The sequence below is a fragment of the Escherichia sp. SCLE84 genome (genome assembly GCF_012584495.1).
Lineage (GTDB): Bacteria > Pseudomonadota > Gammaproteobacteria > Enterobacterales > Enterobacteriaceae > ECMA0423.
In genome coordinates, this window is record NZ_CP051433.1 from 83,817 (window position 1) to 96,595 (window position 12,779).

Annotated in this window: 9 protein-coding genes and 1 pseudogene; all 10 read left to right on the plus strand. The window is 53.7% G+C overall.

Annotation, left to right across the window (positions count from 1 at the left end):
- Positions 1-44 precede the first annotated feature (44 nt).
- Positions 45-2,243, plus strand: coding sequence for a type IV conjugative transfer system coupling protein TraD (gene traD, locus HGD79_RS26275; RefSeq protein ID WP_063078211.1), 2,199 nt, complete (start codon positions 45-47; stop codon positions 2,241-2,243).
- Positions 2,243-7,513 (plus strand): conjugative transfer relaxase/helicase TraI, encoded by a 5,271-nt coding sequence (gene traI, locus HGD79_RS26280; protein WP_112907288.1) that lies wholly within the window; start codon positions 2,243-2,245, stop codon positions 7,511-7,513. Before traD ends, traI begins: the two co-directional genes overlap by 1 nt.
- A 19-nt stretch (positions 7,514-7,532) precedes the next feature.
- Positions 7,533-8,279: a conjugal transfer pilus acetylase TraX gene (gene traX / locus HGD79_RS26285; RefSeq protein ID WP_000205711.1), complete on the plus strand. Its 747-nt coding sequence runs from the start codon at positions 7,533-7,535 to the stop codon at positions 8,277-8,279.
- 58 nt (positions 8,280-8,337) lie between these two features.
- The gene (locus tag HGD79_RS26290) at positions 8,338-9,198 is read left to right on the plus strand and encodes an alpha/beta hydrolase (RefSeq protein WP_000704522.1); all 861 of its coding nucleotides are present in this window, start codon (positions 8,338-8,340) and stop codon (positions 9,196-9,198) included.
- Between the two features lie 102 nt (positions 9,199-9,300).
- On the plus strand, positions 9,301-9,861 hold the full coding sequence (locus HGD79_RS26295; protein WP_000840464.1) for a fertility inhibition protein FinO: 561 nt from the start codon (positions 9,301-9,303) through the stop codon (positions 9,859-9,861).
- 130 nt (positions 9,862-9,991) lie between these two features.
- Positions 9,992-10,201, plus strand: coding sequence for a hypothetical protein (locus HGD79_RS26300; protein ID WP_001297500.1), 210 nt, complete (start codon positions 9,992-9,994; stop codon positions 10,199-10,201).
- 411 nt (positions 10,202-10,612) lie between these two features.
- Entirely contained in the window at positions 10,613-11,239 is a 627-nt protein-coding gene (locus tag HGD79_RS26305) for an NYN domain-containing protein (RefSeq protein ID WP_000794191.1), read from the plus strand.
- A gap of 151 nt (positions 11,240-11,390) precedes the next feature.
- Positions 11,391-11,981, plus strand: coding sequence for a DUF2726 domain-containing protein (locus HGD79_RS26310; RefSeq protein WP_001375082.1), 591 nt, complete (start codon positions 11,391-11,393; stop codon positions 11,979-11,981).
- A 239-nt stretch (positions 11,982-12,220) separates the two neighbouring features.
- Positions 12,221-12,469 (plus strand): replication regulatory protein RepA, encoded by a 249-nt coding sequence (locus HGD79_RS26315; protein WP_000083839.1) that lies wholly within the window; start codon positions 12,221-12,223, stop codon positions 12,467-12,469.
- 244 nt (positions 12,470-12,713) lie between these two features.
- Positions 12,714-12,779 (plus strand): annotated as a pseudogene (tap, locus tag HGD79_RS27020) (RepA leader peptide Tap); the annotation flags it as partial.

Sequence of the window (12,779 nt, forward strand, 5' to 3'; positions counted from 1 at the left end):
ATCATCCTTTTCTGCCCTGTTCCAGATTTTCCCGGAGTTTCATCATGAGTTTTAACGCAAAGGATATGACCCAGGGCGGTCAGATTGCGTCCATGCGTATCCGCATGTTCAGCCAGATCGCCAATATCATGCTTTACTGCCTGTTTATTTTTTTCTGGATACTCGTTGGTCTGATTTTATGGGTAAAAATAAGCTGGCAGACGTTTGTGAACGGCTGTATTTACTGGTGGTGTACCACGCTGGAAGGCATGCGGGATTTAATCAGGTCCCAGCCAGTATATGAGATTCAGTATTACGGCAAAACCTTCCGGATGAACGCTGCCCAGGTACTGCATGATAAATATATGATCTGGTGCGGTGAGCAGCTATGGTCCGCATTCGTTCTGGCGTCTGTCGTGGCCCTGGTTATTTGCCTGATCACCTTCTTTGTTGTCTCCTGGATTCTGGGGCGTCAGGGTAAACAACAGAGCGAAAATGAAGTCACAGGTGGTCGTCAGCTGACAGACAATCCGAAAGACGTTGCCCGGATGCTGAAAAAAGACGGCAAGGATTCCGATATCCGGATTGGCGACCTGCCGATTATCCGGGATTCCGAAATCCAGAACTTCTGTCTGCACGGCACGGTCGGGGCCGGTAAGTCGGAGGTTATCCGTCGTCTGGCCAACTACGCCCGTCAGCGCGGTGATATGGTGGTGATTTATGACCGTTCAGGGGAATTTGTTAAAAGTTACTATGATCCCTCCATCGATAAAATCCTGAATCCGCTGGATGCCCGCTGTGCCGCATGGGATTTGTGGAAGGAGTGCCTGACACAGCCGGATTTTGATAATACCGCAAATACTCTGATCCCTATGGGTACAAAAGAGGACCCGTTCTGGCAGGGGTCAGGACGTACCATTTTTGCGGAAGCGGCGTACCTGATGCGTAATGACCCCAACCGCAGCTACAGCAAACTGGTGGACACACTGCTTTCCATCAAAATTGAAAAACTGCGTACCTTCCTGCGTAATTCACCGGCGGCCAACCTGGTGGAAGAGAAAATTGAGAAAACGGCGATTTCCATCCGTGCTGTGCTGACCAACTACGTGAAAGCCATCCGTTACCTGCAGGGGATTGAGCATAACGGTGAGTCTTTTACCATCCGTGACTGGATGCGGGGTGTCCGGGAAGATCAGAAAAACGGCTGGCTGTTTATTTCGTCGAACGCCGACACCCATGCCTCCCTGAAGCCTGTGATCTCCATGTGGCTGTCCATTGCCATTCGTGGTCTGCTGGCAATGGGAGAAAACCGTAACCGTCGTGTGTGGTTTTTCTGTGATGAGTTACCCACGTTACACAAACTGCCGGATCTGGTGGAGATCCTGCCGGAAGCCCGTAAGTTCGGTGGCTGTTATGTGTTTGGTATCCAGTCCTATGCCCAGCTGGAAGATATCTACGGTGAGAAAGCGGCTGCCACGCTGTTTGACGTCATGAACACCCGTGCCTTTTTCCGTTCTCCCAGCCATAAGATTGCAGAGTTCGCTGCCGGTGAGATTGGTGAGAAAGAGCACCTGAAAGCCAGCGAGCAGTATTCCTACGGTGCTGATCCGGTACGTGACGGGGTATCGACCGGTAAGGATATGGAGCGCCAGACGCTGGTCAGTTATTCCGACATTCAGTCTCTGCCGGATCTGACCTGTTATGTCACCCTGCCCGGACCGTATCCGGCAGTAAAACTCTCCCTGAAATATCAGACACGACCGAAGGTCGCTCCGGAGTTTATTCCGCGTGACATCAACCCGGAAATGGAGAACCGTCTGAGTGCCGTACTTGCTGCAAGGGAAGCAGAAGGTCGCCAGATGGCCAGCCTCTTCGAACCGGAGGTTGCCTCCGGAGAAGGCGTGACTCAGGCTGAACAGCCACAACAGCCACAACAGCCACAACAGCCACAACAGCCACAACAGCCACAACAGCCACAACAGCCAGTGTCTTCTGTCATCAATGATAAGAAGTCAGATGCAGGTGTGAGTGTTCCGGCAGGGGGGATCGAGCAGGAGCTGAAAATGAAACCGGAAGAAGAGATGGAACAGCAACTGCCACCCGGGATCAGTGAATCCGGTGAAGTGGTGGATATGGCCGCTTATGAGGCATGGCAACAGGAAAATCATCCGGACATCCAGCAGCAGATGCAGCGTCGTGAAGAGGTGAACATTAATGTGCACCGGGAGCGCGGGGAGGATGTTGAGCCGGGAGATGATTTCTGATGATGAGTATCGCGCAGGTCAGATCGGCCGGAAGTGCCGGTAACTATTATACCGACAAGGATAATTACTATGTACTGGGCAGCATGGGAGAACGCTGGGCCGGCAAGGGGGCTGAACAGCTGGGACTGCAGGGCAGTGTCGATAAGGATGTTTTTACCCGTCTTCTGGAGGGAAGGCTGCCGGACGGAGCGGATCTAAGCCGCATGCAGGATGGCAGTAATAAGCATCGTCCCGGCTACGACCTGACCTTCTCCGCCCCCAAAAGTGTCTCCATGATGGCCATGTTAGGTGGCGATAAGCGCCTGATTGATGCACATAACCAGGCCGTGGACTTTGCTGTTCGTCAGGTGGAGGCGCTGGCCTCCACACGGGTGATGACGGACGGACAGTCAGAAACGGTACTGACCGGTAATCTGGTGATGGCACTGTTTAACCACGACACCAGTCGCGATCAGGAACCACAGTTACACACGCATGCGGTGGTGGCTAATGTCACGCAGTATAACGGTGAGTGGAAGACACTGAGCAGTGACAAAGTGGGGAAAACGGGGTTCATTGAGAATGTGTACGCTAATCAGATTGCCTTTGGCAGGCTCTACCGGGAAAAACTGAAAGAGCAGGTTGAGGCGCTGGGCTATGAAACCGAAGTGGTGGGTAAGCACGGTATGTGGGAGATGCCGGGCGTACCGGTGGAGGCCTTTTCCGGACGCTCACAGACTATCCGGGAGGCCGTCGGGGAAGATGCCTCGCTGAAATCCCGGGATGTGGCGGCACTGGATACGCGAAAATCCAAACAGCACGTCGATCCTGAAGTCAGAATGGCTGAATGGATGCAGACGCTGAAGGAAACCGGGTTCGACATCCGGGCATATCGTGACGCGGCGGATCAGCGTGCGGAGATCCGCACGCAGGCGCCCGGGGCTGTTTCACAGGAGGGGCCGGATGTGCAGCAGGCGGTGACACAGGCGATTGCCGGATTAAGTGAACGAAAAGTGCAGTTCACGTATACGGACGTGCTGGCCAGGACGGTCGGCATACTGCCGCCGGAAAATGGTGTGATTGAACGGGCACGCGCCGGTATCGATGAGGCCATCAGCCGTGAGCAGCTTATCCCCCTTGACCGTGAGAAGGGGCTGTTCACATCCGGGATTCATGTGCTCGATGAGCTGTCAGTCCGGGCACTCAGTCGTGACATCATGAAACAGAACCGGGTGACCGTACATCCGGAGAAAAGTGTCCCCCGGACGGCCGGTTACAGCGATACCGTCAGTGTTCTGGCACAGGATCGCCCGTCGCTGGCCATTGTGTCCGGGCAGGGGGGAGCCGCCGGGCAGCGTGAGCGGGTGGCTGAACTGGTCATGATGGCCCGGGAGCAGGGGCGGGAAGTGCAGATTATCGCTGCTGACCGTCGCTCGCAGATGAACCTGAAGCAGGATGAACGGCTGTCCGGTGAGCTGATAACCGGACGTCGTCAGCTGCAGGAGGGCATGATCTTCACGCCGGGCAGTACCGTTATCGTTGACCAGGGCGAAAAACTCTCCCTGAAAGAGACGTTAACCCTGCTGGACGGTGCCGCACGTCATAACGTACAGGTCCTGATAACCGACAGCGGGCAGCGAACCGGTACAGGCAGTGCGCTGATGGCCATGAGGGATGCCGGGGTGAACACATATCGCTGGCAGGGGGGAGAACAGCGACCGGCAACCATCATCAGTGAACCGGACCGTAATGTCCGCTATGCCCGGCTGGCCGGGGATTTTGCGGCCAGCGTGAAAGCCGGAGAAGAGAGCGTGGCACAGGTCAGCGGGGTACGGGAACAGGCCATACTGACACAGGCCATTCGCAGTGAGCTGAAAACGCAGGGCGTGCTCGGACATCCGGAGGTGACCATGACCGCGCTGTCACCGGTCTGGCTGGACAGCCGGAGTCGTTATCTGCGGGATATGTACCGCCCGGGGATGGTGATGGAGCAGTGGAACCCGGAGACACGCAGTCATGACCGCTATGTGATAGACCGGGTGACGGCGCAGAGTCACAGCCTGACCCTGCGGGATGCGCAGGGCGAAACGCAGGTGGTGCGTATTTCTTCTCTGGACAGCAGCTGGTCGCTGTTCCGGCCGGAAAAAATGCCGGTGGCAGACGGCGAGCGTCTGAGGGTGACAGGGAAAATTCCCGGACTCCGCGTCTCCGGCGGTGACCGCCTGCAGGTGTCGTCCGTCAGTGAGGACGCGATGACGGTTGTTGTGCCGGGACGGGCTGAACCGGCCACCCTGCCTGTGAGCGATTCACCGTTCACGGCACTGAAGCTGGAGAACGGCTGGGTGGAAACGCCCGGGCATTCCGTCAGCGACAGTGCGACGGTTTTTGCCTCCGTCACACAGATGGCAATGGACAATGCCACCCTGAACGGTCTGGCCCGCAGTGGTCGTGATGTCCGGCTGTATTCCTCACTGGATGAAACCCGTACTGCGGAAAAACTTGCCCGCCATCCGTCCTTTACGGTGGTTTCTGAGCAGATAAAGACGCGGGCCGGTGAGACATCGCTGGAAACGGCTATCAGTCATCAGAAGTCCGCACTTCACACGCCGGCACAGCAGGCCATTCATCTTGCCCTTCCGGTGGTGGAAAGTAAAAACCTGGCCTTCAGCATGGTGGACCTGCTGACAGAGGCAAAGTCGTTTGCTGCAGAAGGAACCGGTTTTACTGAACTGGGAGGGGAAATCAATGCGCAGATAAAACGGGGTGATTTACTGTATGTGGATGTGGCAAAAGGCTATGGCACAGGTCTGCTGGTTTCCCGTGCGTCGTATGAGGCAGAAAAGAGCATTCTTCGCCATATTCTCGAAGGTAAGGAGGCGGTCACGCCGCTGATGGAGAGAGTACCTGGCGAACTCATGGAGAAACTGACATCAGGACAGCGTGCCGCTACCCGCATGATACTGGAAACGTCCGACCGTTTCACGGTGGTGCAGGGCTATGCCGGTGTGGGTAAGACCACACAGTTCCGGGCGGTGATGTCAGCCGTGAACATGCTGCCGGAGAGTGAACGTCCCCGTGTCGTGGGGCTGGGGCCCACGCACCGTGCGGTCGGTGAGATGCGCAGCGCCGGCGTGGATGCACAGACGCTGGCGTCCTTTCTGCATGACACGCAGCTGCTGCAGCGCAGCGGAGAAACGCCGGATTTCAGCAACACGCTGTTCCTGCTCGATGAGAGCTCTATGGTGGGCAATACCGACATGGCACGGGCATACGCCCTGATTGCGGCCGGTGGCGGTCGTGCCGTGGCCAGCGGTGACACGGACCAGTTGCAGGCCATCGCGCCCGGTCAGCCTTTCCGTCTCCAGCAGACGCGCAGTGCTGCCGATGTGGCCATCATGAAGGAGATTGTGCGTCAGACGCCGGAACTGCGGGAGGCGGTATACAGCCTGATTAACCGGGATGTGGAAAGGGCACTGTCCGGGCTTGAGAGTGTGAAACCGTCTCAGGTGCCACGTCTGGAGGGCGCATGGGCACCGGAGCACTCCGTGACGGAGTTCAGTCACAGCCAGGAAGCGAAACTGGCAGAAGCGCAGCAGAAGGCGATGCAGAACGGCGAGGCTTTTCCGGATGTCCCCATGACACTGTATGAAGCCATTGTCCGCGACTATACCGGCAGGACACCGGAAGCACGGGAGCAGACGCTGATTGTCACGCACCTGAATGAGGACCGGCGCGTACTGAACAGCATGATTCATGATGCACGGGAAAAGGCCGGTGAGCTGGGAAAAGAGCAGGTCATGGTGCCTGTCCTGAACACAGCGAATATACGCGACGGGGAGCTGCGTCGTCTCTCCACCTGGGAGACACATCGGGACGCACTTGCCCTGGTGGATAATGTGTATCACCGGATTGCCGGTATCAGTAAGGATGACGGGCTGATAACCCTGGAGGATGCGGAAGGTAACACGCGGCTGATTTCGCCCCGGGAGGCGGTGGCTGAAGGTGTCACACTGTACACCCCGGACACCATCCGGGTGGGGACCGGTGACCGGATGCGCTTCACGAAGAGTGACCGGGAGCGCGGTTATGTGGCCAACAGCGTCTGGACGGTGACAGCGGTTTCTGGTGACGGTGTCACGCTGTCGGACGGCCAGCAGACCCGGGTGATTCGCCCCGGTCAGGAGCGGGCAGAGCAACATATTGACCTGGCCTATGCCATCACCGCCCACGGTGCGCAGGGGGCGAGTGAAACCTTTGCCATCGCGCTTGAAGGCACGGAAGGTAACCGGAAACTGATGGCCGGCTTTGAGTCAGCCTACGTGGCCCTGTCGCGTATGAAGCAGCATGTGCAGGTGTACACCGATAACCGTCAGGGCTGGACGGATGCCATCAACAATGCCGTACAGAAAGGAACGGCCCACGATGTGTTTGAACCGAAACCGGACCGGGAGGTCATGAATGCAGAGCGGCTGTTCAGTACGGCTCGGGAACTGCGGGACGTGGCGGCAGGCCGTGCCGTTCTCCGTCAGGCGGGGCTTGCCGGGGGAGACAGTCCTGCACGGTTTATTGCTCCGGGACGTAAATATCCGCAGCCGTATGTGGCACTGCCGGCGTTTGACCGTAACGGCAGGTCCGCCGGTATCTGGCTGAACCCACTGACCACGGATGACGGAAACGGGCTGCGGGGATTCAGTGGTGAAGGACGGGTGAAAGGCAGCGGGGATGCGCAGTTCGTGGCCCTGCAGGGCAGCCGTAACGGAGAAAGCCTGCTGGCTGATAATATGCAGGATGGTGTCCGGATTGCCCGTGATAATCCTGACAGCGGTGTGGTGGTGAGAATTGCCGGTGAAGGTCGTCCGTGGAATCCCGGTGCCATCACCGGTGGCCGCGTGTGGGGGGACATCCCGGACAACAGCGTCCAGCCGGGGGCCGGAAATGGCGAACCGGTCACGGCAGAGGTACTGGCACAGCGGCAGGCTGAAGAGGCCATCCGCCGTGAAACGGAACGTCGCGCAGATGAAATTGTCCGTAAAATGGCAGAGAACAAACCTGACCTGCCGGATGGCAAAACAGAGCAGGCTGTCAGGGAGATTGCCGGGCAGGAACGTGACCGGACTGCCACTTCTGAACGGGAAACCGCACTGCCGGAGAGTGTGCTGCGTGAATCACAACGGGAGCGGGAAGCGGTCCGGGAGGTTGCCCGGGAAAATCTGCTGCAGGAGCGTCTGCAGCAGATGGAGCGGGATATGGTCCGTGACCTGCAGAAAGAGAAAACCCTGGGCGGAGACTGATACAGGAAGACAAACATTGATGACAACGGATAACACGAACACGACACGTAACGATTCACTGGCTGCACGGACCGATACCTGGTTGCAGTCGTTTCTGGTCTGGTCACCCGGACAGCGGGATATCATCAAAACGGTGGCACTGGTGCTGATGGTACTGGACCACATCAATCTGATATTCCAGCTGAAGCAGGATTGGATGTTTCTGGCCGGGCGAGGAGCCTTTCCGCTGTTTGCCCTGGTGTGGGGGCTGAATCTGTCCCGTCATGCGCATATCCGGCAACCGGCCATTAACCGGCTGTGGGGATGGGGAATTATTGCTCAGTTCGCATATTATCTGGCCGGCTTTCCCTGGTATGAGGGGAATATCCTGTTTGCCTTTGCAGTGGCGGCACAGGTGCTGACGTGGTGTGAAACGCGCAGTGGGTGGCGTACAGCAGCGGCCATTCTTCTGATGGCCCTGTGGGGGCCTTTGTCCGGCACCAGTTACGGCATTGCCGGGCTGCTGATGCTGGCAGTCAGCCACCGGCTGTACCGGGCGGAAGACAGAGCGGAACGTCTGGCGCTGGTCGCCTGCCTGCTGGCTGTTATTCCGGCGCTTAACCTTGCCACCAGTGATGCAGCGGCGGTGGCCGGCCTTGTGATGACGGTGCTGACCGTTGGTCTGGTGTCGTGTGCAGGAAAATCATTACCCCGTTTCTGGCCCGGGGATTTTTTCCCGGTATTCTACGCCTGTCATCTGGCTGTGCTGGGCGTTCTGGCGTTGTGACTGGTATGATACTGACGCTGATTCTGATTATTAATAAACAACATAACACAGGATATTTATGAAAATTACGGATCACAAACTCTCTGAAGGTATTGCCCTGACATTTCGTGTTCCTGAAGGAAATATAAAACATCCTTTGATTATCTTATGCCATGGGTTTTGCGGTATCAGGAATGTTCTGCTCCCTTGCTTTGCGAATGCCTTCACAGAAGCAGGATTCGCAACGATTACTTTTGATTATCGAGGATTCGGTGAGAGTGATGGAGAACGAGGGCGTCTGGTTCCTGCAATGCAGACCGAAGATATTATTTCAGTTATCAATTGGGCAGAAAAGCAGGAATGTATTGATAATCAGCGTATTGGGTTATGGGGAACATCGCTGGGAGGGGGGCATGTCTTCAGTGCAGCTGCGCAGGACCAACGCGTAAAATGTATTGTCAGCCAGCTGGCTTTTGCTGACGGTGATGTTCTGGTTACCGGAGAGATGAATGAATCGGAGAGAGCGTCTTTTCTGTCCACGCTGAATAAAATGGCAGAAAAGAAGAAAAACACCGGGAAAGAGATGTTTGTGGGGGTTACACGGGTACTAAGTGATGATGAATCGAAGGTATTCTTCGAGAAAATCAAAGCCCGGCATCCCGAAATGGATATAAAAATACCTTTCCTTACGGTCATGGAAACGTTGCAATATAAACCGGCAGAGAGTGCAGCCAGCGTCCAGTGCCCAGTTTTGGTTGTTATTGCCGGCCAGGATAGCGTTAATCCACCGGAACAGGGAAGAGCATTATATGATGCTGTTGCTTCTGGTACTAAGGAATTATACGAGGAAGCTGATGCATGCCATTATGATATTTATGAAGGCGCGTTTTTTGAACGTGTAGTAGCTGTGCAGACACAATGGTTTAAACAATATCTTTAATTGTCAGTATTTATACGTTAAAGGTCGTTGAAATTAACTTCCTGTTACGATGAGTTGTTTCAACGGCCTGCAGGGCATATTTTCACGAAGGTCAGAGTAAGCATGGCAGAGCAAAAACGACCGGTACTGACACTGAAGCGGAAAACGGAAGGGGAGACGCCTGTCCGCAGCCGGAAAACCATCATCAATGTCACCACGCCACCAAAGTGGAAGGTGAAAAAGCAGAAGCTGGCCGAGAAAGCAGCCCGGGAAGCAGAGCTGGCGGCAAAAAAAGCGCAGGCCAGACAGGCGCTGTCCATTTATCTGAACCTGCCCACACTGGATGAGGCCGTGAATACCCTGAAACCCTGGTGGCCGGGATTATTTGACGGTGACACGCCCCGGCTTCTGGCCTGCGGTATCCGGGACGTGTTACTGGAAGATGTGGCGCAGCGGAACATCCCGCTCTCGCATAAAAAACTGCGCAGGGCGCTGAAGGCCATCACCCGTTCAGAAAGCTATCTGTGTGCCATGAAAGCCGGTGCCTGCCGGTATGACACGGAAGGGTATGTAACGGAGCATATTTCTCAGGAGGAGGAAGCGTATGCGGCAGCGCGTCTGGATAAAATCCGCCGCCAGAACCGGATAAAGGCAGAACTTCAGGCCGTGCTTGATGAGAAATAAAAAAAGCCTCCCTCAGAGAGGGGAGGCAGGGAAATAAGGCTTAAAAGGAAATAACTTCCGTACCCGAAAGAAAACTAGTCCACTGAATTATTTATCACAATAATACTGACAACTAAAGGGGGACAGGAAAATGAATGGATTCAGAAACAGTTCACGAAACGGCCAGGTCTGGCGCTGGCAGCGTACCGGACACAGGGCTGTTAATCTGGAAATCCGTGGATTCTGGATGGAGGCTGCTGAGGCGTGGTGTCAGGCCGCCGGAATTGCTCCCCGGGCGGACTGGCGACGATTTGCCCGGCTACGCGCAGAACGATGCCGAAAATATGGACGGAAGGAATAAATAAAGAGGCTGGCATATTTGAGATTAAATTCATAAAACTCACCAGCGATGAATCATTGCGGATGGTGTTTCAGGAATATAAAAAAACAGCCTCCGTTTCTCCAGGGTAAGGAGGCTGAATGATGCATGAGATTTGCTTTTGTATTATGTGAGACAACCTGGCACTCTGTATTTCCGTTCTTCAGAACGGATTACTCATGGCGCACCGGATAACCGACCGGCTTATAGTGACACAAGGATGTTTATGAATTAAGTGGTGGTTTATTGATTTGTGATATCACTCACGGAACTCCGGGCAGCCTGACTGGTGGCAGACAATATTTTATATCCCGATAATGAAAACTTAACCAGATCGGTAGATACACGACGTCGGGGTTGCAGTTTATTCTGTTTTATTATAGTGAATATATAATGAAAAACATGATGAGAAATGAAGCATTACGCATTGCGCTCATTGATTATGAAAACTGTTGCAATCTGAGAAATATATCGCTTGCTGATTATACCGATTTGATTTTATTTGCTGGTCCACTTCAGCAAACAGTGGTCTTACCTGCTGATACCTGGCCAGATAATATCAGAGTGAGTATCAGACAGATAGATAACATTTCGAAGAATAATGTTGACTTTCACCTTGTTATGGAGCTCGGCAGGATGACGTGCTGCAGTGCCGGAAACAACACCTGGCATATTATTTCAAACGATAAAGGCTATGATGGAATAATTCATACTCTGCAAAAACGGGGTTTTCGTTGCGAACGTATTGCGCCAGAGCACGCTGAGAGTCATTTGCCGGTATCTCACCTGATTGTCCCTGAGGGGGATGTTATTATCCGGTGGGCTAACAGAATGCAGCAGGCATCCGGAAGTGATGTGCGGAATTTACCGGTGTCAGTGGAGGGGTTTAATAATTATTTAAAATCGCATATGCGAGGAGAATGGCATAAAGAACGGGCTGTGAGTATACGTAGTGAGTTGGTTCGTCGTGGGGTAATTAAAATCCAGGCTGATAAAATTGTCTGGTTAACGAGGCGGTGACCCCTTATCACAACAGAATTATCTGTTGCAGATCTGGTTTGTCGTATTTCTGATAACGTTCAGGAAATTCATGGGATAAATATTGCGAGTCTTACTTCGGGTGAAAACTACATTCGTTCATCTGGACTCATATGCAATTAAGGACATAATAATGAATTTAATTATTTTCATTGTGGTTGTTATTATTATAGCTGTTTTGTCTGTCCGGATAATATTCCGGAGGAGTAAAAACTGTCCTCCCGCACTGATACGGTTACATGCAGCAGGCATACGCCCCGGTGAAGCTGAGCGAATACTGGTCAGCGGTGAATACTGGCAGCGTCAGAAAACGTTGCTGACAGAAAGAGAGGTCAGTTTCATGAAAGGACTGTTCAGAATTGTGGATATGAAGCGGTGGTATCTGTGTCCGCAGGTACGGGTCGCAGATATCGTCCAGCTGAACGGGAATATCCGGCCACGATCACGCCAGTGGTGGCAGTTATTCAGGATGGTGTCTCAGTGGCATGTTGATGTGGTTATCGTTGAGCGGCGTTCGTTCAGTATTGTTGCAGCAGTAGAGCTGGATGATGCCAGCCATTTACGACCTGAACGCAGACGCCGGGATATTCTTCTTGAAGAGGTTCTGAGGCAGGCTGGTATTCCGTTGCTCAGAAGCCACGATGCCAGAAAACTGCTGCAGATGACCGGAGAATGGCTGAATACAACAGGGGCTGCCCAGCAGTCACCGGAACATCGTAGCTGACGCCTTCGCGTTGCTCAGTTGTCCAACCCCGGAAACGGGAAAAAGCAAGTTTTCCCCGCTCCCGGCGTTTCCATAACTGAAAACCATACTATTTCACAGTTTAAATCACATTAAACGACAGTAATCCCCGTTGATTTGTGCGCCAACACAGATCTTCGTCACAATTCTCAAGTCGCTGATTTCAAAAAACTGTAGTATCCTCTGCGAAACGATTCCTGTTTGAGTATTGAGGAGGCGAGATGTCGCAGACAGAAAATGCAGTGACTTCCTCATCAGGTACAAAGCGAGCATACAGAAAAGGTAATCCTCTGACGCTTGCAGAACGTCAGCAGGCATCCCTGGCAAGAAAACGAGCTACACATAAAGAACTCAGAGTGTTCATTCCTGCTGCGTTAAAAGCGCAATTGCAGGTGATGTGTGAAGCTGAGGGCGTTACCCAGGCTGAGATGATTGCCGAACTGATAAAGCAGAAGAGTGCTTTTAGCTAACTAAAATGTAGCGACATCACATTCTTGCCTGTTTCTGGTGTGCGTGATAGATTGCTGATCGTTTAAGGAATTTTGTGGCTGGCCACGCCGTAAGGTGGCAGGGAACTGGTTCTGATGTGGATTTACAGGAGCCAGAAAAGTGAAAACCCCGATAATCTTCTTCAAGTTTGGCGACATGAAAGATTACCGGGGCCATCTAAAAACCGTATAGCCAACAATTCAGCTATGCGGGGAGTATAGTTATATGCCCGGAAAAGTTCAAGACTTCTTTCTGTGCTCACTCCTTCTGCGCATTGTAAGTGCAGGATGG